Origin of the sequence: Photobacterium marinum, from assembly GCF_000331515.1 — a bacterium.
GTDB classification, from domain to species: Bacteria; Pseudomonadota; Gammaproteobacteria; order Enterobacterales; family Vibrionaceae; genus Photobacterium; species Photobacterium marinum.
In genome coordinates this window covers 33,665-53,842 of record NZ_AMZO01000016.1, presented here as the reverse complement: position 1 = coordinate 53,842, position 20,178 = coordinate 33,665, and the positions used below count along the sequence as shown (strand labels likewise).

General features: G+C 44.2%; 23 protein-coding genes and 1 riboswitch. Of the genes, 13 read left to right on the top strand and 10 right to left on the bottom strand.

The features are described from left to right. Positions 1-53: 53 nt before the first annotated feature. From C942_RS10385 to C942_RS10375, 3 genes are all read left to right on the top strand, one after another. On the top strand, positions 54-512 hold the full coding sequence (locus C942_RS10385) for a hypothetical protein (RefSeq protein ID WP_036799600.1): 459 nt from the start codon (positions 54-56) through the stop codon (positions 510-512). Further along, entirely contained in the window at positions 509-1,099 is a 591-nt protein-coding gene (locus C942_RS10380; protein WP_007465425.1) for an SCO family protein, read from the top strand. Before C942_RS10385 ends, C942_RS10380 begins: the two co-directional genes overlap by 4 nt. Positions 1,100-1,269: 170 nt before the next feature. Continuing rightward, positions 1,270-1,533, top strand: a complete 264-nt coding sequence (locus C942_RS10375) for an Lpp/OprI family alanine-zipper lipoprotein (RefSeq protein ID WP_007465423.1) — start codon at positions 1,270-1,272, stop codon at positions 1,531-1,533. A gap of 62 nt (positions 1,534-1,595) precedes the next feature. Here C942_RS10375 and C942_RS10370 read toward each other — a convergent pair whose 3' ends face one another. Both C942_RS10370 and C942_RS10365 read right to left on the bottom strand, forming a co-directional pair. After that, a complete protein-coding gene (locus C942_RS10370; RefSeq protein ID WP_007465421.1) occupies positions 1,596-2,255 on the bottom strand; it encodes a response regulator transcription factor in 660 nt (219 codons plus the stop codon). A 517-nt stretch (positions 2,256-2,772) separates the two neighbouring features. Continuing rightward, positions 2,773-4,404, bottom strand: coding sequence for a methyl-accepting chemotaxis protein (locus C942_RS10365; protein ID WP_007465420.1), 1,632 nt, complete (start codon positions 4,402-4,404; stop codon positions 2,773-2,775). A 356-nt stretch (positions 4,405-4,760) separates the two neighbouring features. On the opposite strand from C942_RS10365, the gene C942_RS10360 reads away from it, so the two are divergent. After that, entirely contained in the window at positions 4,761-6,050 is a 1,290-nt protein-coding gene (locus C942_RS10360; protein WP_007465418.1) for a cytosine deaminase, read from the top strand. A gap of 108 nt (positions 6,051-6,158) precedes the next feature. Here C942_RS10360 and C942_RS10355 read toward each other — a convergent pair whose 3' ends face one another. Beyond that, positions 6,159-7,331: a S1 family peptidase gene (locus tag C942_RS10355; protein ID WP_007465416.1), complete on the bottom strand. Its 1,173-nt coding sequence runs from the start codon at positions 7,329-7,331 to the stop codon at positions 6,159-6,161. A 207-nt stretch (positions 7,332-7,538) separates the two neighbouring features. Beyond that, positions 7,539-8,030 (bottom strand): hypothetical protein, encoded by a 492-nt coding sequence (locus C942_RS10350; RefSeq protein ID WP_232428164.1) that lies wholly within the window; start codon positions 8,028-8,030, stop codon positions 7,539-7,541. A 382-nt stretch (positions 8,031-8,412) separates the two neighbouring features. Here C942_RS10350 and C942_RS10345 point away from each other — a divergent pair, with 382 nt between their 5' ends. From C942_RS10345 to C942_RS10310, 8 genes are all read left to right on the top strand, one after another. Then, entirely contained in the window at positions 8,413-8,985 is a 573-nt protein-coding gene (locus C942_RS10345; protein WP_007465412.1) for a PhnA domain-containing protein, read from the top strand. Positions 8,986-9,334: 349 nt separating this feature from the next. Beyond that, a riboswitch (TPP riboswitch) is annotated at positions 9,335-9,432 on the top strand. Between the two features lie 88 nt (positions 9,433-9,520). Next, positions 9,521-10,348, top strand: coding sequence for a bifunctional hydroxymethylpyrimidine kinase/phosphomethylpyrimidine kinase (thiD, locus tag C942_RS10340; RefSeq protein WP_007465410.1), 828 nt, complete (start codon positions 9,521-9,523; stop codon positions 10,346-10,348). Positions 10,349-10,370: 22 nt separating this feature from the next. Beyond that, positions 10,371-11,156: an ABC transporter ATP-binding protein gene (locus C942_RS10335; RefSeq protein WP_007465408.1), complete on the top strand. Its 786-nt coding sequence runs from the start codon at positions 10,371-10,373 to the stop codon at positions 11,154-11,156. Continuing rightward, complete coding sequence (locus C942_RS10330) at positions 11,149-11,991, top strand: ABC transporter permease (protein WP_007465405.1); 843 nt, start codon at positions 11,149-11,151, stop codon at positions 11,989-11,991. The genes C942_RS10335 and C942_RS10330 overlap by 8 nt, the downstream gene beginning before the upstream one ends. Positions 11,992-12,052: 61 nt before the next feature. Beyond that, a complete protein-coding gene (locus tag C942_RS10325) occupies positions 12,053-12,994 on the top strand; it encodes an ABC transporter substrate-binding protein (protein WP_007465404.1) in 942 nt (313 codons plus the stop codon). 20 nt (positions 12,995-13,014) lie between these two features. Next, positions 13,015-13,683, top strand: a complete 669-nt coding sequence (gene tenA, locus C942_RS10320) for a thiaminase II (protein ID WP_007465402.1) — start codon at positions 13,015-13,017, stop codon at positions 13,681-13,683. Positions 13,684-13,836: 153 nt separating this feature from the next. Further along, entirely contained in the window at positions 13,837-14,448 is a 612-nt protein-coding gene (locus C942_RS10315) for a glutathione S-transferase (RefSeq protein WP_007465400.1), read from the top strand. A 12-nt stretch (positions 14,449-14,460) separates the two neighbouring features. Beyond that, positions 14,461-15,129 (top strand): glutathione S-transferase family protein, encoded by a 669-nt coding sequence (locus C942_RS10310; protein WP_007465397.1) that lies wholly within the window; start codon positions 14,461-14,463, stop codon positions 15,127-15,129. Between the two features lie 68 nt (positions 15,130-15,197). On the opposite strand, the gene C942_RS10305 is transcribed toward C942_RS10310, so the two are convergent. The 6 genes from C942_RS10305 to C942_RS10280 all read right to left on the bottom strand — a co-directional run bounded on the left by C942_RS10305 (position 15,198) and on the right by C942_RS10280 (position 19,427). Then, entirely contained in the window at positions 15,198-15,845 is a 648-nt protein-coding gene (locus C942_RS10305; RefSeq protein ID WP_007465395.1) for a YdcF family protein, read from the bottom strand. A 117-nt stretch (positions 15,846-15,962) separates the two neighbouring features. Then, a complete protein-coding gene (locus C942_RS10300) occupies positions 15,963-16,502 on the bottom strand; it encodes a YaeQ family protein (protein WP_007465393.1) in 540 nt (179 codons plus the stop codon). Positions 16,503-16,563: 61 nt separating this feature from the next. Then, on the bottom strand, positions 16,564-17,016 hold the full coding sequence (locus C942_RS10295; protein WP_157372607.1) for a hypothetical protein: 453 nt from the start codon (positions 17,014-17,016) through the stop codon (positions 16,564-16,566). A 104-nt stretch (positions 17,017-17,120) separates the two neighbouring features. After that, positions 17,121-17,408, bottom strand: coding sequence for a GIY-YIG nuclease family protein (locus C942_RS10290; RefSeq protein ID WP_007465388.1), 288 nt, complete (start codon positions 17,406-17,408; stop codon positions 17,121-17,123). Positions 17,409-17,554: 146 nt separating this feature from the next. Further along, entirely contained in the window at positions 17,555-18,217 is a 663-nt protein-coding gene (locus C942_RS10285) for a YceH family protein (RefSeq protein ID WP_007465386.1), read from the bottom strand. 271 nt (positions 18,218-18,488) lie between these two features. Further along, on the bottom strand, positions 18,489-19,427 hold the full coding sequence (locus C942_RS10280; RefSeq protein WP_198287488.1) for a GGDEF domain-containing response regulator: 939 nt from the start codon (positions 19,425-19,427) through the stop codon (positions 18,489-18,491). Positions 19,428-19,711: 284 nt separating this feature from the next. On the opposite strand from C942_RS10280, the gene C942_RS10275 reads away from it, so the two are divergent. Continuing rightward, on the top strand, positions 19,712-20,164 hold the full coding sequence (locus C942_RS10275) for a DUF3069 domain-containing protein (protein WP_007465381.1): 453 nt from the start codon (positions 19,712-19,714) through the stop codon (positions 20,162-20,164). Positions 20,165-20,178: the final 14 nt, after the last annotated feature.

Below are 20,178 nucleotides of genomic sequence, written 5' to 3'. Positions count from 1 at the left end.
TTTTCTGACAACAATGTTATGATTACAAAACCATAACAAACAGGGGTTAGCTAATGTCTCTGCAATCACTGAGAACCTTAATCATCAATACCCTTCTTGTGCTTGTTTTGGGATTCGCCGCTTATCAGCTCACAGGATTTATCACGCAGCCCAACAAAACTGATACCTCCTTGGAAAAATACTGCCCGTTAACTACACAAGGTTGTCATCAGGACAAAATTACCATCCAACTCGGCCAGGATATAGTCCACCCGATGGTAGAAACTGGGATAAATGTTAGCTGGCCAGAATTACCTGATAACACAGACAACCTTCTCCTCAGCCTTAAAGGACATGAAATGATGATGGGCGAGTATCATCTACAATTATCAGGTGGCGATGGTAAATTCTCAGGGAAACTGCTGCTTCCATTCTGTACTTCTAAAGCAATGACATGGAAAGGCAGTATCGCGCCCGTCACTAACATCAAAGGCATTAAGCCCGTTTACATTTCAGTAAGGATGACAAAGTGAAATTTCAATGGATTGTATTAGCACTGGCACTAACAGCAGGCACTGTCACCCGAATCATTGTTGACTCTAATAACAATAGCGCTGCAACACCAACTGTTGCAGCCAATGTCCTGGAAAATGGCCTGCAAACTGTCGATATTTACAATACTGACGATTCCCGACTCCGTGTAATTTACTTTGGTTATACCCATTGCCCTGATGTCTGCCCGACATCGCTGGCGGTTTTGTCTGCCGCTCTCAAGACTATTGAGCATGAACAATTGGCCAGACTCTGGCCTATTTTTATTACATTAGATCCTGACCGTGATACACCGGAAAAAAGTGCTCAATATGCGCATTTTTTCCATAAAAACATTGATGGTATGACAGGGACAACCAAACAGACTAAAGCACTGACACAGCGATATGGCGTGCTTTACCAAAGAACTGAACTGGAAAATTCCTCACTTGAATATGCCGTTGATCACAGCTCCTATTTTTACTTCCTGAAACCGGACGGAACTCTGGTTGAAAAGGTTCAGCATACGTTAAATCCGGCCATTTTGGTTGAAACCATCGAACGTATTCTTGATGAGCCCACGAGCTAGAGCCGAGTATTTATGCCCGACTCCACCCTATTTCTCGATTTTGAGAGTTGTTTTTCCAAGTAGATAAGTGAATTTAGAAGAAATTTGAGCAACATATGCCATACTAATTCTGCCGACTGACAATTTCTAACACTCGGTCTGTAGTGGCAAACAAAGGAGAAGAAAGAAAAATGAACCGTTCATTATCTATCCTTACCGGAATTATTCTAAGTGCGACACTAATGGGCTGTTCAAGCTCAGAACAAGCAGAGCAACTGCAACAACTGACCAACAAAGTAGATATGCTTTCTGATCAGGTTGGAGCTCTGCAAAGTCAGCAAGATCAAATGGCCGGCGCGGTTAATGATTCACGTGCAGCCGCTGACGCAGCGTACCAGGAAGCTATGCGTGCGAACCAGCGTATTGATAACATCGCTAGTTCATACAGTAAGTAAGACTGAAAAAAGTGGTGCCTTTCATGGCGCCACTTTTTCATTTAAATTCTTCCACTTTTCACTTATACCCTTTCGACAAAGCTATATCCTTTCCCGCGAACCGTTTTGATATGTTGCTTAGATAAACCCAACTGTACCATCTTGCGACGTATGTTACTTACATGCATATCGAGATTGCGATCAAAAGGACTCAACTCTTTCTTTAATACTTCTTTTTGAAGCTCAGCTTTGGACACCACCACACCGTTATTGTTAATTAGATATTCAAGCAACTCAGACTCTGTTCCGGTTAGTGGCAAGCGGGATATTTGCTCATTCAATGATGTCTGATACTGACTAATACTCTGTCGCTGACGCTCAAGGCCAACTCTGCGCAATATTACGGTAATTCTTGCCAGCAATTCCGGCACACGAAAAGGCTTAGCCAGGTAATGGTCAGCGCCTGCCTGCAAACCCTCCAGCATTGATGGTTCATCACCGAGCGCAGTCAACATAAGAATAGGTGTAGCAAAACGCTGACAAATACGCCGCGCAACCTGTAATCCATCAATATTAGGTAACATCACGTCTAGCAACACCAGATCAACAGCATTACTCTGCAGATAAGTAAGGCCACTTTCACCACAGTGCTCGCAATGTACCTCATAGCCTTCTTCCGTCAGCACCTCCTTCAACAGTGCACACAGATAAACATCATCATCAACGATCAGAAATTTTGACACGAAACCACAACACCATAATAAAAACCATTCGCATTATCATAAATAACCATTCACTCTGCAATAAATACATTGGTTATTACGAAATCGTAGCGTTATTTTTTTGCTCTTTTAACCGTCTTGAACTAGGTCAATCCTACTGAGATTACATTAGTTTTTCACTGCTTCAGGTATTGACTTTATCGAAACCAGCATGGTTATTAGGCTTCTGGCATTTCCCACAGAGTTATTCACAGCTTTTGTGGATAAAGAACTTATCCCCACTCCATTTTTTGCCCATTTTTTCGCCTAACCTGAACCCTTATTGAGCAATAACACACCAAGCAGTTATCCGTAAAATACGTTTAATAGAGCAGAAAGATATGAGAAGTTCTTTTTTTATACAGCTTTAACTGTTTGGGGGACATTTCGCTACAACAACGAATTGAGAGGTCTTGTTTGAACGCAATTTGTTGCGATAGGATGTGGATAAAGTCTCCGGGAGCGATAACTGCACTCCCGGAGATATAACAAGAAAGGCTTATTGAAGCTTGAAGCGGTTCATTGCATCCTGAAGAGTTATAGATAGCTGGCTCAATTCACGACATGCCTGAGCTGTTTGCTCAGAACCTTGCGCAACTTCCTGTGAAGCAACGTGAATATTTTCCACGTTACGACTCAGATCATCAGCAACTGAGTCCTGCTGGCTACATGCGCTGGCAATTTGTGCGCCCATATCAGCAATCTGAGCGATTGATTTTTCAATCGACAACATGATGTCTTGTGAATGAGTGCCCTGCTCCACACACGTTTCAATGCTGGCACGCGAACGATCAGTTGCATCTTTTGCCTGCTTTGCCATTACCTGAAGCTTTTCAATAATAGAAGTGATCTCACCAGTTGAATCCTGTGTACGTCCTGCAAGAGTGCGTACCTCATCCGCTACAACCGCAAATCCACGACCAGACTCACCAGCACGCGCAGCTTCAATCGCAGCATTAAGCGCAAGCAAGTTTGTCTGCTCAGCAATGTCACGGATAACATCTACCACAACATTAATCTGCTTAGACTGCTGCTCCAACTCAGAAACAGTTTCACCAGTCTGATCAATAACCTGTGCAACATCCTGAATCGAGCCAACCATCATCTCGTTATCACGAGCACCTTCCTGGGCTTGACTATTCGCCGTCATTGCCTGGCTGGCAGTGTCTTCTGTGTTGCTTGCAACATCACCTACAGCCGCCTTCATTTCAGTCATTGCTGTCGCAACCTGAGTGATTTGCAGTTGCTGCTCTTTCATACCCTGTGCAGACATGTCAGAGATCTGAGTCATCTCTTCAACCGCGCTACTCAGCTGGGTTACTGCTGAAATGATTTCTTCAATTAGCTGGCGTAGGTTATTTTGCATCTTAATAGATGCATCTGCCAAAACACCTAGTTCATCATTACCAATTGCATCACGATCAAGGTTCTTTGCCAGATTCCCTTCAGCAATCTCATTAGACTGATCAACAACAAGTTTCAGCGGACCGCAAATAATGCGTGTTAGAAATACCGTCATTGCAACCATCAATAGCAAAACAACGACACTGCTGGTAATAAATGTGTTATTCAATCCATTAATTGAGCTAAGAATAGAGTTTCGGTTATCGCCCATTGCACCCTGCAAGATATCAATTAGCTTATTGATGTCGGATTCAATAGACTCAAAGCGCTGCAGTGACTGCTTCAAGATTGGGTGTGCAGTTTCTTTGTCCATCACCAACATTGCGCTATTAAAAGTACCCATGTTTGCCACATAGGTATTCCAGTTGCCCATCAGGCGTTTGAATGTCTGCTCTTCTTCACCCGGCCATACAGTTTTGCCATATGCTTCCAGACCAGACTGAATATCATGACGGATACCTTCGTTACGCTGAACGGTTTGCTTAACTTCGTTGACATCTTCCAGAGCCAGCAGGGCAAACTGAGTTCGACGCCAGTACGACATCTTGTCTCGAATGCCGTCAACATTGTGCACGGCAGGCAGCGTATCATCGGTGAAGTTAAGAAGTTCGGCCTTGATTTTGCCTAACTCACTGACAAGAAATATACCAAAGCCTAAGTTAAGCACCGCGATAGCCGAAAAGGCCACGGCAATCTTTTTGCCGATTGAGAGATTCTTTAAAAACATGAATGAGTTTTACCTTTGATTCTTATTGTCCAAAGTTGCCTGCCATGCGATTTACATCCATGTATGACAATGTGCACAGAGTCCTGGAAAACGAAGCTTACTACGATCTCTATCAATAAGACCAGCTTCACATTATTCAAGCGACAAATATGAGGAAAAATTAAGATTAATTAACGTTTTTTTGAGAGAAAATTCCTTCTACACAAAGTGGTATACGGTGCATATTCCCTCTTGGCGTAAAAATAACTTTAACCTGTTAATATTTAAAGGTTTAATAGAGAGGTCTCAGCTTTCTTTATCAATCAATGAAAGATGGCTTCTGACAAAAGCCAGACAATTAGAATAAGGACATGAATATGGACAAAGGCAGCCTCCTGATCAGGAATATTTCACTTACGGGCCAACAAGGACGTCAAAAAATCCTGATTGAAGATGGCATCATCAAGTATGTCGCTCCTGACAGTGATATCCACAAATTCACTGGCCAAGTCCTTGACGGTGAAGGTGGCATTGCTCTCCCTCCCTTCTGTGAACCCCACATTCATTTAGACACAACCCAAACAGCCGGAGAACCAAGTTGGAACATAAGCGGCACTTTATTTGAAGGGATAGAACGATGGACCGAACGCAAGGCTCAGCTTACAAAAGATGATGTAAAAACGCGTGCCAGCCAAACTCTGAAATGGCAGATCGCCAACGGTATCCAACATGTCCGAACCCATATTGATGTATCAGATCCTGACTTAACCGCACTGAAAGCGATGCTTGAAGTGAAAGAGAAAATGAAAGATCACATCAACATACAAATTGTTGCTTTCCCGCAGGAAGGAATTCTCTCCTATCCAAATGGTAAGGAACTGCTGGTGGAAGCTGTTAAGCTGGGAGCAGATGTAATCGGTGCAATCCCCCACTTCGAATTCACCCGCGAATACGGTATTGAGTCACTTCACTTTATCTTTGATTTGGCAAGAAAATATAACCGTCTAATTGATGTTCATTGTGACGAAATCGACGATGAACAATCACGCTTCATTGAAACTCTTGCAGCTCTTGCCCACAAATACGATATGGGGAGCAAAGTCACTGCCAGTCATACCACCGCAATGCACTCATACAATGGCGCATATACATCCCGCCTGTTCAGGTTACTTAAACTCTCCGGTATTAGCTTTGTTGCAAACCCTTTGGTTAATATTCACCTTCAAGGACGATTTGATGACTACCCGAAACGCCGTGGAATCACGCGTGTAAAAGAAATGTTGGCTGCAAATATTAACGTCTGCTTTGGCCATGACGATGTGTTTGACCCATGGTACCCGCTGGGAACCGGCAATATGATGCAGGTTCTTCATATGGGCCTGCATGTCTGCCAAATCATGGGGTATGAGCAGATAAATCAGTCACTTGATTTGATTAGTAAGAATTCAGCGAAAGCGATGTGTCTTGAGCCAGATTACGGTATCGAAGTCGGCAAACCGGGTAATTTAATTATTCTTCCTGCCAATAATGGCTTCGACGCAATTCGCCGCCAGGTGCCTGTTCGATACTCAATACGAAATGGGCACGTTATAGCAAAAACTCAACCGGCACTAACAAAGATTAACCTTGGCGAACAAAGCGAAATCATAACTTTCAAACGTGAATAATCGCTTTATTAGCCTGACGCAACTACCCGAGACTCAAAAGATAAAGATGAAGTCATTACACAAATACCATCACAATTGCGGTGGTATTTGTTAAGAGCAACAACTCGTTTATTTTAACTGTTTACAACGGAGAAAACCGAAAAAAGATAAAAGGAATAATCCGCCCCATGAAGCGGAACCACCATTCCCCTCAACCATGTTGCAATTTGTATGCGCGATTCCATCCACTCCGGGTCTACATCTATTCGCCCGACTTTCCCTAATAATATTGGGTTCTATCACTGTACTAACCGGTATGGTGTCTTTGTAAGATTCAATCCAGTTGAAATAAGTACCAACACGGGAATAAAAGCTCGGTCGTGTTAAAGAACCACACACTAACTCACCAACTGGGCCACCACTGACAATCCCAATCTGTACCCATTCGCCATTGTTATTTTGTGCTGTTAACGGTCCACCACTATCACCTTTACAGGAATCAGGCCCGTACACTAAACTGCTTCCTTCTGGGGCGATAATTTTAGGCGGCAATGTGCAGATCTTAGTTCTATTAACCGGACTGTCGATAATTTCATTTATCTCGCTACCAAGCTCCAAACGCTTAAAGCAATCTGGCATTGGAATATAAGACAGAGAAGTCGATAATAATTGACTAGTGGAAACTTGCGCAGCAGTATCTATAGCCCCCCATCCAAATACTGTTGTATTTTCAGGCCTATGGTGCTCTTGCCATTCATTACCTAAGCGATTATCTATCTCATCAGCCACTTCCGGCGTTGCCAGTTTAATAGATGCAGCGTTAGTATTAGTAAAAGCACGTTCAACACGAATTAAAGCTACATCATTATCTAAAGCTATTGATTTCAGCTCGACGGTTGTACTATCGCCCGGAACCGTCTGTTGTTGAATTGTCGCATCAGGCGAGTAGTCAGGATGAACAACAACATGGGTAACTGAATATAAATTTTCAAAGTCAGTAACTGAGTTATCCCACGTTCCGGCCATGACATTTAGCTGATTAGGCTGTAAGACAAAATATCCGGAATCACGCGAATGAACTACACAGTGCGCTGCCGTTAATACCCAATGGGCATCGATAATCGAGCCACCACAAAAATGCATATTTTGTTTTGGTGTCAACCTTAAAGAAACCATCCAATTTTCTGAAGACGGCGGCTGAATAGGCTCACCACCAACAACAAACGGAACAACATCATTAGCAGAAGCAATAGGCATCAACATCGGAAAGATAACGGCAACCAACAGCTGTTTTAACTTCATTTAACACTCCCCTTCGGCACAAATATGGTATTTAAACTACCATTCAGAATTTAATCTGAATAATGGAAAGGAAGATATTGCGAACAACTTAATTTTATTTTCACAAGGACTTACAAAAAACAAATACTGTTTTAGTGTTTATTCACAAAAAGAACCGACTCAGTAATAATAAGTCAGCTCTTAATTATGATGTCATTAGACAATTATTTATAAACTCTTCAAGTAGTCGCAACTGACTTCCTGATAACTGATATCAACGTATAGCCCACCAAGATCAGTTGCTAATGTCGGATAAAAACCGTTCTCTGAAGCGGTTTTTACTTTATCCAAATCAATAGTGTAAACAGCCAGTCCCAACATATTAATTTCAGAAGGTAGGCAGCTATCAGAATTCCCCTCTTCGAAGCACAAAGGCGGCGTAATATCGATCTTTCCGCAACTTTCTCTCTCAACATCAATACCTAAATTTTCCAGCGTCGACTTCGCTCCTACCGGTATTTTGTCCGGGGTGCTGCTCATACCTTCAGTTATAGTTTTGATATCATAATAACCCGGGTCGATTGTCCCCATTTTACTCTGTACGTTAGCACCGGTTACAGCAAATACCTTAGTATTCCCCTCTGCTAAATCTTTAATATCATCCTCATTACAACCTGCTAACGCCAGCACAGATAAAAAATAAATAGCCTTTTTCATCATAGTCCCTATGTTTAATAATAATTGACAAGGCAATGTTTACTTTAGCTTTTATTTCACAATGTTCCAAACTCACTAAAAATCGATTATTAGTCCACATTATCTAAGGAAAAATAACTCCAACACACAAGAATAAACGACACGAGTTGCACATTATCAGAGCATTATTTCAGTACCAAAACACAGACTTATACTATTCAATGTTTAAGAGTCAGCCTTTTACTTATCTGAAAGAAAATACTGGTCAAGAGCCTAAAAATGGTCATTTACTATACTAAAAACCACATATGTGTGATGAATAATTGTGATCTCTAGCCTGAATTCTTCCCTTATCGTCTATTGGTGTGCATAATATTGCCAACAATAAATCTACGGACACTTCCTTATGAGTATCGAAAATATCGTTAAAGAGCGCTCTGGCGCAAAATGTGAGCTTTGTTCTTCTGAAGACAACCTGAGCGTATTTGAAGTACCAGCGTCTCCTGACACAACTGCTGGTAGCTGTGTAATGGTGTGTAACACTTGCCGTACTCAAATCGAAGATCCGGAAGCAATGGATCAAACACACTGGCGTTGCCTGAACGACAGCATGTGGAGCCAGGTTCCGGCTGTACAGGTAATGGCTTACCGTATGCTTAAGCGTCTGTCTTCTGAAACATGGGCTCAGGATCTGCTGGACATGATGTACATGGAAGAAGAGACTATTGAGTGGGCTGAGAAAGGCATCGCTCTTGAAGAACTTGATTCAGTTAAAACTGTTGACGTGAACGGTACTCCGCTACAAAGCGGTGACAACGTAACTATCATCAAAGATCTTCCAGTTAAAGGTTCAAGCCTAGTAATCAAGCAGGGTACAGCTGTTCGCGGTATTCGCCTGACTAACAACCCGCTGCATATCTCTGGTAAAGCAGCTGGTACAAACATGGTTATCATCGCGGAATACTGCCGTAAGATGTAATCGCTGACTTGTCTCAAAACAAGCAGAAAAAAAGGCGCATTAAGCGCCTTTTTCTTTATCCGCCCTAAAGTAAAATCCTTAGCTATGCTAACAGCTCATCTTAAACCCACTACGTTACCAAACTATTAATAAAAAGATTCACTATAAAAAATAACCATCATCAATTAATGCACTTACCTTACGAACTAGAATCTCAAAAGTAATTCCTAACAAATGAGAAAAGTCTCAAATATTAATTAAAGTTTGAGCGAAAGATCTTACCTGTATTGCTCAATGACATTAAACATGGTTAAAATAGCGCAACAACAATAGCAGCCTAAAGTGCTGTTAATTGAACAGAATATAATCTGTATGTTAGTCGGGGAGCCTATGGCTGAGACCACTTCGGTGGGACCCGTTGAACCTGATCCATTTAATAATGGCGTAGGGAACTAGCAAACGTATCCTCTCAGATGCCAACCACTGTATCACCAGTGATCCGACACCTTGTCAGCGATACCTGCTACCCTGCGCACTACACATAAGGGTAGTCGCTATGGCAGTTCCATCTAAAACACCTATCACTTTATCTATTGCCGGCTCTGACAGCGGTGGTGGTGCCGGCATTCAGGCCGATATCAAAGCTATTTCCGCAACCGGTGGCTATGCCTGCTCAGTTATCACTGCGCTTACAGCACAAAACACGCTTGGAGTATCCGGTATTTATCCTGTCGACCCTTCGTTTGTAGAACAACAGCTTGATGCCGTCTTCTGTGACCTTGACGTAAAAGCGGTAAAAGTTGGCATGCTCAGTGACGCAAACATCATCCGCTCGGTTGCGGCAAAGCTACATGAGTACAAGCCTCAGTTTCTGGTTGTTGATCCTGTGATGGTTGCCACCAGCGGCGATCTCCTTTTGCAAGAAGAAGCCATTTCCACCCTGAAAACTGAACTGCTACCAATGGCGGATGTCATTACCCCTAACCTGCCAGAAGCGACAGCACTGACTGGTGCAGAGTTACCAAAGACTGAGCAGGAAATGAATGCGATGATCACCGCATTACGCGAGCTTGGTTCCCGTTCGGTTCTGCTGAAAGGCGGACATCTTGAACAAGATGAAAACAGCACAGATCTGTTAATACTTGCAGATGATGTTATTCGTCTCAGTACCCCTCGAATCAATACACAAAATACCCACGGTACAGGCTGCACCCTTTCATCCGCAACCGCCTCTTACTTGGCTCAAGGGCATGAACTGACCGAAGCAGTAAAGAATGCCAAGACTTATATTACTCAAGCCATTATTCATGCCAGCGATCTTGAAATAGGCTCAGGTCACGGACCGGTTCACCATTTCTTTGCCGGGCATTTTAAAGCTGAATAACCGCTAAAACCGGGTAACTACAATGAATACTAATCAACAGGCTCTGACTGAGCCTGGCGTTTCCGTGCGCCTGAAAAACGTATCTCTGGCTTTTAACGATGCAGAGCAGGAACTGTTTTCCCAGCTAAATCTGTCGCAGCCATCAAACCAGTGGACTTGTCTTCTGGGCAAAAGTGGCTGCGGAAAAACTACCCTGCTCCGTTTTCTTGCTGAGCTGATGGATGAGCAAGTCACTTGGAATGGCGAACTGATTACGTCAGATTGCCTGCCGTTGTCAGGGCGTATTGCTTACATGGCGCAGCAGGATCTTCTGCTGCCATGGCTGTCTGTTATTGATAACGTCTGCCTCGGCCTTCGCCTCGGAGCCTCCACCAATACATCTAATAATCAGCCAGAGATAAAAAAAGCACATGATTTGCTTAAAGCTGTCGGCCTCGCACAATACGCATCAGCAATGCCGCACCAGCTTTCAGGGGGAATGCGCCAGCGAGTTGCACTTGCCCGAACACTGATGCAAGACAAACCGCTGGTGCTAATGGATGAACCCTTCTCAGCTCTTGATGCTGTTACACGCTATAAGCTTCAGAACCTTTCTGCGCAACTACTCAAGGAACGTAGCGTTCTGCTGATCACTCACGATCCGCAAGAAGCCTTACGGCTGGGACATAAGATTTACATCATGTCCGGAAAGCCAGCGCAGTTAACCAAGCTGCAAGTGCCGCAGACAATGCCTCCAAGGCAGTTTGATGCTGAAACAGCTCATCATCAGCAAACCATCATTGAGCTACTGGAGAAAGATTATGTCTGATCTTCCTATCTCAGCATCGCTGACATCAAAAGCAGCGAAACCAACACCTTCCGTCTTTTCAAACCAGCCTTCAGCAGAGTTCACCAAACGTATATCAGCGTCAGGCAAACGAGCCGTATTGAGCTTGTCGGGCGTTCTGGGCTTGTGGCAAGGCCTTGTCAGCTTACTGGAACTTCCTCCGTTTATTTTGCCGGGGCCACTTGCTGTCTTCAGCAAGATCATTGACCGCTACGATATTCTCTGGCACCACACGCTCGTAACCGGTTCTGAAATCATTTTAGGGCTAGCGCTAGGGTTAATTCTGGGACTATTTTTCGCCCTGCAAATGTTGTTATTTGCGCCGCTTCGTCGCTGGCTATTACCGATTTTAATAGCCAGTCAGGCAATCCCCGTTTTTGCTATTGCCCCTATCCTGATGCTCTGGCTTAGTTACGGAATAGCATCAAAAATTGTGATGGCAGCACTGATCATCTTCTTCCCGGTCACAACCTGTTGTTATGACGGATTACGTCAAACACCGAGCGGTTATCTGGATCTGGCAAAAACCATGGGAGCGACTCGCTGGCAACTTCTGCGACACATCCGCTTGCCTGCTGCGCTACCCGCCCTAGCTTCCGGCATTCGAGTCGCCGTTGTTGTCGCACCTATCGGTGCCGTAATCGGTGAGTGGGTCGGCTCCAGCGAAGGCCTCGGTTATCTGATGTTACAGGCCAATGCCCGGATGTTTGTGGACGAAATGTTCGCCGCCCTTTTTATCCTGGCACTGTTTTCAGTCAGCCTCTATTTCATTGCCGACAGACTGCTTAAGAAAGCGATTCCATGGCAGGAAAAATAAGCTTAATCGCACACACAACAATAAACCACACAACAATAATCACTTCATAAAGGAATCTTTAATGAAAAAACAGTTACTTCACAGCATCGCAGCCTTATCCCTTTCCGTCGCCTCATTTAACGCCGCGGCAGAAAAACTCAGCCTGATGCTGGACTGGTTTGTGAACCCGAATCACGGTCCAATCATCCTTGCCCAAGAAAAAGGCTGGTTTACCGAACAGGGGTTGGAAGTCGAGATCCAGGAACCAGCCGATCCGAGTATTCCGGACAAACTGGTCGCAGCAGGAAAAACCGACCTGGCCGTTTCTTACCAGAGCACGCTAATTTCGGGGGCCGCCGCCGGTCTTCCATTGGTTCGTTCAGCCACACTAATTTCCGGACCACTTAACTCACTGATCGTTCTTGATAAGTCCAGCATTAAATCACTGGCTGACCTGGAAGGAAAAAACATCGGTATCGCCATTGTTGGAAACGAAGAAGCGACTATCGGCACCATGCTGCGTTCAGCACATGTCAGCATGGACAAAGTGAAAATCATTAATGTCGGCTGGGCATTGTCTTCATCACTGGCTTCTGGAAAAGTCGATGCTATCTGGGGCGGCTTGCGTAACTTTGAACTGAACCAACTTGAACTTGAAGGCTACAAAGCAACCGCTTTCTACCCGGAAGAGCACGGTGTTCCGCCTTATGACGAACTGATAGTTGTTGCCAACCCGAACAACTACAACCCTGAAACAATCGAAAAATTCAACACTGCCATTGAAAAGGCAACTGTTTACCTGATCAACCACCCGGAAAAAGCATGGCTAGAGTTCATTGCCTACGCACCGGATACCCTGAATAACGACCTAAACCGTCAGGCATGGGAAGACACTCTGACACGTTTTGCACTCCGTCCGGGCGCTGTAGAACTCAAACGTTATGACGACTATGCCGCATTTATGAAGCAACACAAAATCATCAATAAACTACCAAAAGCCCAAGATTACGTTCTGACTTACTAATTCAGCATCAAGGAAAGACAATGGATCATCAAGATTTAATCAATGCCTGCAAACAAGACTGGCAAGACTACACCCGACACACTTTTGTCCACCAACTTGGTAAAGGTGAACTTAGTGAAAGCGCATACCTGCATTACCTTAAACAAGACTTTCTGTTCCTGAAACATTATGCCCGCGCTTATGCCCTGGCTGTTTTCAAATCAAACTCTCTGGCTGAAATGCGAGAACCGCTGCCAAGCCTTAATGCGCTACTTAATTCCGAAATGAGCCACCACATTGAATACTGCGCAAAGTGGGGGCTTACAGAGTCCGATATGGAAGGTGAGCCGGAAGATTTCGGTACTGTTTCATACACCCGCTATGTTCTCGATACAGGAATGGCCGGAGACCGAACGGATCTTTTCACCGCACTCGCACCTTGTGCAATCGGCTACGCTGTGATCGGACAATGGCTGACCGAATGGAGCGAAACCACGATTGAAACCAATCCTTACAGAAGCTGGATTGAGCTATATAGTGGTGATGAATTCCAGTCGGGAGCCAAAGAAACCATTGAGCGGCTGGATCTGATGCTGGAAGAAATTCCTTTAAACAGTCGTCGCGGTCAGCGTTTGTGTGAAATATTCAAAACAGCCACCAGAATGGAAGTCGCATTCTGGCAACAGGGACTGAACGCTTCAGATAATTAAGCTCCAATCATTAATCTTTTCAGCAGGCTCTCAACCAAGAGCCTGTTTTCTCATTCAATCAATACACCATCGGTATTCTCCCGCTTCACCTTGACTCACCACTCCTTTACTGCATAAGTTTTAATCAGGTTCTGAGTAACTAACGGTGGAAACATGAAAATCTATGAACTTGGTCCGGCACCGAGTGCACGTCGCGTCAGTATTTTTCTGGCCGAAAATGGCATTGATGTAGAGCGTGTCCACGTAGATATTCTTGGCGGCGAAAACCTGAGTGATGAGTTCAGGGCAAAAAGTCTGAACGCTCAGATACCTGTATTAGAGCTGGACGACGGCACGACCATCTGTGAATCAATCGCAATCTGCCGTTATTTTGATGAGGCTTATCCCTCTGATCATTCCCTTTTTGGCAATACCCCACTAGAGAAAGCAACAATTGAAATGTGGCAACGACTCGTGGAGTTAAAAGGGCTGCTAGTTGCCATGCAGGCGTTTCGCAATATTACCGGCATCTATCAGGACAGAGAAAAATGTATCTCGGCATGGGGGGATGAATCTCGCCAAAGATTAATTGAATTTCTGCCGACTATTGATAACCAGTTAGCCGTATCCCCTTTCGTTGCCGGAGAACATTTCAGCGTCGCCGACATTACAACGGTTGTGTTATGCGAATTTATGAAGAATCTGGAAATCGAGCCGGACGACAGCTTACCTAACCTGCGTGAGTGGTACCAACAAATCTTAGAACGCCCATCTGTCAAAGGATAAACGGAGACAGCCATGATCGAGCTTTATACTGCTGCCACACCTAACGGACATAAAATCTCTATCGCATTAGAAGAAATGGAACTTGAATACCGGGTTCATGCGTTAGATTTAATGGCAAATGATCAGAAGCAGCCCGCTTTTCTTGCTATTAATCCTAACGGACGGATACCAGCCATTATTGATACTGATAACGATAACTTCACGGTATTCGAGTCCGGCGCAATACTGCTCTATCTGGCTGAAAAAACCAGCGAGTTCCTGCCACTTGAACCAAAGAAGCGCTCTAGAGTTATTCAATGGCTGATGTTCCAAATGGGAGGTGTCGGGCCAATGATGGGACAAGCCAATGTCTTTTACCGCTACTTTCCGGAGAAAATCCCGGCAGCTATTGAACGCTATCAACATGAAGGTCGGCGACTGTTTGAAGTTATGGACACTCAGCTCGCTCACAGCGCCTATCTGGCCGGAGATGAATACACCATAGCAGATATCGCCACCTGGCCGTGGGTACGAATCTATGAATGGAGTGGAATTGATATTGAAGGTTTACCTCACCTTCAGCGCTGGATAAATGAAATAGCAGAAAGGCCCGCATGCAAAAAAGGCATCCTCATCCCACCACCATCAGATCTCAGTGATGGAGAAAAGGCAGAAGAAATTAGGAAGATGGTGACACGATAAACAACACGGCAATAACAGATGCATCGGCCACTGAAACAGAGCCCGGTGTTTTGATAAATTCAAAATAATCAGGCTGAAATCAAATGCTCGGTAAAGCCAAGCTCTACCAATGATTCAAACGCTTCCCAAACATCTTCCGGAATATCCTGATGAGCAGAAAAGCCCTTGTCAGGGTAAGTCCTAAGCCTTTGAAGATCGCCAACCATTACGTTAATTACATCACTGTAAGTTAACTGCTCATTAGGATATTCATCAAAAGACAGCGGGGGTGAAGTAACAACAAGCTCTTTCCCTGGCCACTGTTTCATAAACGTGGCATACGATCTTCTTTCCATAAACGGCTTTTGAACCAGCATCAAACGCTGTGGTTCCAGCCCCCTGTTAGCAAGCAGTGAACGGGTAAAAATAACATTTTCACCGGTATTACTGGATCGAGGCTCGACCAGAATTTTCTCTTCTGATACACCCATATCAGCAGCAATAGCGGCAAAATGTTCAGCTTCTGACGCCGGGAACATTCCTTTTGTCAGCTCCCCCTCACCACCAGAAAAAACAATGTAAGGCGCATAACCCTCCAAATATACTCGCGCAGCATACTCAGCAACACGGACATCATTACTGCAAAGGACAAAGATGCAGTCACATTTTTCTAAAGGATTATTGAGTAGATGGTAATTCCAGATCCGTTGAGCCATAGCATGTACTTTTGGGGTCATAGAATTTCCTTATTCATTTATCGGTGAAAACAAAAATGGCTGCCGCTAGAAGCGAAGCAGCCATTCTTTAAGAGGTATATTGGGACAATTTCACAAGAAACGACCAATCAGCAACGATTAACGGTGCCACCACTCAGGCACGATGTTACAGCTGACTTCACCAGAGCTCAACCAACCCTGCTCACCCTCAATAGTTAACTGAAGCTGCATAGTACGCTCGGCAATGGCTTCCAGCTCTGCAAGGGTTGCATCATTAATGTACACCACTGAGATATTGCCGTATTGAGTAACCTTACTCTTGTTCTGCTGCCACCAGATCGGTGCTGCATTATCACCATAAGCGAAAATAATCACTTTCTTAGAACGGTGTGCCGCCTTCTTCAGGCGTTTTTCATCTGGCAAACCAAGCTCAATCCAAAGCTCAATTTCGTCATTCAGATTTTTGATCCAAAGATCCGGCTCATCGGTATCACACAGTCCTTTAGTAAAGTTCAGCTCTTCATCAGCATTTAAACCCCATGCCATAAGGCGAAGCATCAGCCTTTGAACGGTCTCTGACGGATGACAGGCAAGGGTATGGGATTTGTCCAGATAGACATGGCGGTCCAGATCAGCAACGTTGAACTGGGCCTTATAGATAGTGGCTTTAAGTGCCATAACAGATTACCTAAATTTAAGATGCCCGAAGTGTAGTAAGAATGAGAGCAGAGTTCAATTTCTATTGGCTTTTCAAGGCAATAACCTGTCGGTTAACTGTGGCCATTTCTGTTGCCAGTTGCTGGCATTCCATCTTCAACTCAGGAAGTGGCATTTGACTGAACTTCTGTTGGTAATGCTTTCTGGCATTGGACATAGATGCTTTCCACTCCATCATTTCAACCGCAGGCATCTCTTCATTGAGCAGGCGCTTACCTTCTTCAATATAATCCTGTGCAAGCTTGCCATAGGCTTCAAACACATCAGCCACATCATTGCTGACATTGCTGTGCAGACGGTTACAACCACGAATCACAGCTTCCTTCAGTTGAAATGTCGCGTAAATACCAACAAGTTTGTCACGAATTATATCCCCTGGCTCACCAGGATAACGAGCATCGGTAATCTCAGATGCTTCAGCAACAAAAACAGTCATCAGTAAAGATAAACACAAACACCAGATTTTACGTAACACAGCCAACCAACCTCACGTGTATTGATGATTCAATCATACGTGATTCGAGCGACTATGCGTGGTCAATTTCGTGATCGAACGCACATCATTAGAACAATGCTTTATTACAGCAAAGCATTAATTTGCAAGGTTTTATTAACTATTGACTCTTTTTGGGCTTTCGACAGCTGCTTTATTTTGTACTCCAGCCTCATTGCCGTTTTTTTATCGCCAACAGGTTCTGACCATGCCAACGCCAAAGGTCCTTTACCCTTCAGAAACTTAGCGCCTTTTTTGCTGTTTTGATGTTCACTGAAGCGGCGTTCAACATCTGTTGTTACCCCGCAATATAGTTGGTTGGAAGCCGTTCTGATCAGATATACCGACCATTGAGCAGCCGTCTTTTCTGTCACTTTCTTTTTCCTTTTGCTCTTGGAGATCAGCCTAGTGCCGGACATATCTCATATAAGAAGGCCCGGTAGTTACCGGGCCTGAGTAATATCTTTTATTTAAGCTGTTATCTGTATTCAGCTTTTCGCAAATTTTATTTCGGTACTGATTAAGAGGTCAGTGATTCGATCAATGCTTTAAGCTCTGCAATCTCTCGCTTCATTTCAGCAACTTCCGTTTCAAGTTGCTCAACACGCGCCAATGTACCGGATGAAGAAGAAACAACTGGCTGAGACGTTTCTGCCAATGCTTCAACATCAACCTCACCACTGAACAGATGCATGTAGCGAGAATCCCTCTTGCCTGCCTCACGCGGAAGCTTAACGACATATGGGCCTTTATCACTCTCAACCATATGCGTCAGAACAGCTTCAACTTCTTTAACTTCCGTGAAATCACACAGGCGGTTGGTTCGGGTGCGTAGTTCACCCGGCGTTTGAGGACCGCGTAACAGCATAACGCAAACAATACCTTTTTCCTGCTCAGTAAACTGCAGAGTACTGAACTCGGTATTACAAAAACGATGCTGGTACTTGGCAACACGGCTACCAAAGCCGGTGACTTCCTGAATCATACGTTTGGTCTTGAGTGACTCAAGCGTGTCCAGCACCGTTGCCTCATCCAGCGACATCACTGGTTCACGGTTACTTTTCTGATTACAGGCCGTTGTTAGTGCATTTAATGTCAATGGGTATTGATCCGGGGTCGTCACTTCTTTTTCCAACAAGCAACCGACTACACGTGCTTCGATCGGTGTAAAGCATATTTCCATGATCTTCCCTCACCCTTCTTATTTTAACAATACTGATTCCGATGCTTTGCTTAGCAAAAAGCCTGCTTTGCATAGCATTGGGATCTGCACTGACACCTGGATCGGCAAAAGAGTTCTTAGGGAGATTAGCACGACCTGTCTGAACAACAAGCACCTGTCGGTTTGATTGCCTTAAAATCAATCAATTGACTGTAATTATTGAGAGATCACACTAACAAACGGGACACCTTTGTGTCCCGTTGTCAGTTTGCATTGAGGTGAAAAGTTATTCTTAAGTGAACTCAGCAGCGACAAAGCGGTTACGCCCCTGCTCTTTAGCCTTGTAAAGAACCTTATCAACTATTTCGTACATGTTTTCGATAGTCTCAAGACCGGTTGGCATCCACGACACCATTCCCTGACTTATAGTGACCACATCAGCAGTTGTAGATTTAGCATGCGGAATCGCCAGCTTTTCAATACTGCCTTTTAAGCGACCACACTCCCGCACCGCACGGGTTTTATCGCAGTTGCTGATCAGAACAACAAACTCTTCACCACCATAACGGGCAGCCAGTTCACCAGCACGACTAAAGGTTGACTTGAGTTCTTTAGCGACAGACTGAAGACAGCGGTCTCCTTCAAGGTGACCGTAATAATCGTTGTAGAGTTTGAAATGGTCGACATCTACCATAATCATGGTCAGTGAAAGGTTATGACGACCATGCCAGGCAATAAACTCAACTAACTTTTGATCCAGATAACGACGGTTTGCCAGCTTGGTCAAGCCATCTTCGTTCACCTGTTGTGACAACAGTTCATTTGCCTGTTCAAGCTGTACCGTTGTTTCCTTCAGCTGATGTCTCATGTGGGCGATCCTTTGCATCGCCTTCAGCTTAGATGCCAACACAATCTTATTAACAGGCTTAACAAGGTAATCGTCGCCGCCCATATCAATTGCCTTGGCAATCATTTCCGGTTCATCATGACCACTCAAAAAAATAATCGGCACCCAATCAGGGTGTTTTATCCTGATTTGTTCAGCCACTTCTGTACCACTCATGTCCGGCATACTTACATCAAGCAATACCAGGTCTGGGTCAAACAGAGGGTATTTTTCGATTGCCTCTTTCCCGGAAGCGACTGCCTCTACAACATGCCCCAAACGCTGCAACCTCATAGCCAGCTGCATTCGCTCTAAATGAACATCATCGACAAGTAAAATCCGCATTGCTTCCATGTAAAGCATCCTGTTGTAATAAAAACAGTTGTCCTGTGTTTAATTTATAGCACAGGCATATAAACACCAAGGTTTATATGAGCTTAACTTCACACCAACTCTACTAACGTGACTTTGTTAACAAGTTTCCACACCATGTCGGCAATTTCATGCAAATCACCAAACAGATGTTTTAAATTGATCGTTCGAAAGCTCGACTATCATTAGGATGTTGACTTTTATTGACAGGACTATAGGATTCCACCTCCTTAACTATTCATGCTGTAGGAAATACGATGTCTGAAATCGAAAAAAAAGAAGAGCAAACAGTAGAAGAAGTGGCATTCACTCTTGATGACTGTTCTCCTGAACTGCGTCAGGTTGTTGAGTTTGAGCAAGTGCCTGAAGAACTTCTAGATATGCTTGTGAATGTTTATAAAGCATCTGAAGATATTTCTCACGAGGCATGGAACCAACTACCTGCAAGTGCACAAAACGTTCTGGACAACTTCGAGCAGTTCCACTCTCTGATCGCTCTGAGCCAGAGCTACTCAGGTGTAGACTTCCTGGGCGAAATGCAGGAAACAAACAAGCCTGAAGGTATGACTGATGACGAATTTGCTGAATACAAAGCTGTAATGCTGGACCAAGTGCTTCACAACTGTGTTAAGGACATGTGTAAGCAGCTTAAGAAAGCTCGTCGTCACCCGCCGATGAAGCGTGAATTCCAGGAAATCTTTCAGAAGTAAGCTGGATTAAGCAA

Excerpts from the sequence above, each read along its gene's own strand:
- C942_RS10305 (WP_007465395.1), bottom strand. The coding sequence starts at position 15,845 with ATGACCCCAAAAGTACATGCTATGGCTCAACGGATCTGGAATTACCAT.
- thiD (WP_007465410.1), top strand. The coding sequence starts at position 9,521 with ATGGCAGTTCCATCTAAAACACCTATCACTTTATCTATTGCCGGCTCT.
- C942_RS10330 (WP_007465405.1), top strand. The coding sequence starts at position 11,149 with ATGTCTGATCTTCCTATCTCAGCATCGCTGACATCAAAAGCAGCGAAA.
- C942_RS10310 (WP_007465397.1), top strand. The coding sequence starts at position 14,461 with ATGATCGAGCTTTATACTGCTGCCACACCTAACGGACATAAAATCTCT.
- C942_RS10315 (WP_007465400.1), top strand. The coding sequence starts at position 13,837 with ATGAAAATCTATGAACTTGGTCCGGCACCGAGTGCACGTCGCGTCAGT.
- C942_RS10375 (WP_007465423.1), top strand. The coding sequence starts at position 1,270 with ATGAACCGTTCATTATCTATCCTTACCGGAATTATTCTAAGTGCGACA.
- C942_RS10350 (WP_232428164.1), bottom strand. The coding sequence starts at position 8,030 with ATGATGAAAAAGGCTATTTATTTTTTATCTGTGCTGGCGTTAGCAGGT.
- C942_RS10355 (WP_007465416.1), bottom strand. The coding sequence starts at position 7,331 with ATGAAGTTAAAACAGCTGTTGGTTGCCGTTATCTTTCCGATGTTGATG.
- C942_RS10345 (WP_007465412.1), top strand. The coding sequence starts at position 8,413 with ATGAGTATCGAAAATATCGTTAAAGAGCGCTCTGGCGCAAAATGTGAG.
- C942_RS10335 (WP_007465408.1), top strand. The coding sequence starts at position 10,371 with ATGAATACTAATCAACAGGCTCTGACTGAGCCTGGCGTTTCCGTGCGC.
- tenA (WP_007465402.1), top strand. The coding sequence starts at position 13,015 with ATGGATCATCAAGATTTAATCAATGCCTGCAAACAAGACTGGCAAGAC.
- C942_RS10385 (WP_036799600.1), top strand. The coding sequence starts at position 54 with ATGTCTCTGCAATCACTGAGAACCTTAATCATCAATACCCTTCTTGTG.
- C942_RS10365 (WP_007465420.1), bottom strand. The coding sequence starts at position 4,404 with ATGTTTTTAAAGAATCTCTCAATCGGCAAAAAGATTGCCGTGGCCTTT.
- C942_RS10285 (WP_007465386.1), bottom strand. The coding sequence starts at position 18,217 with ATGGAAATATGCTTTACACCGATCGAAGCACGTGTAGTCGGTTGCTTG.
- C942_RS10275 (WP_007465381.1), top strand. The coding sequence starts at position 19,712 with ATGTCTGAAATCGAAAAAAAAGAAGAGCAAACAGTAGAAGAAGTGGCA.
- C942_RS10280 (WP_198287488.1), bottom strand. The coding sequence starts at position 19,427 with ATGCGGATTTTACTTGTCGATGATGTTCATTTAGAGCGAATGCAGCTG.
- C942_RS10300 (WP_007465393.1), bottom strand. The coding sequence starts at position 16,502 with ATGGCACTTAAAGCCACTATCTATAAGGCCCAGTTCAACGTTGCTGAT.
- C942_RS10360 (WP_007465418.1), top strand. The coding sequence starts at position 4,761 with ATGGACAAAGGCAGCCTCCTGATCAGGAATATTTCACTTACGGGCCAA.
- C942_RS10325 (WP_007465404.1), top strand. The coding sequence starts at position 12,053 with ATGAAAAAACAGTTACTTCACAGCATCGCAGCCTTATCCCTTTCCGTC.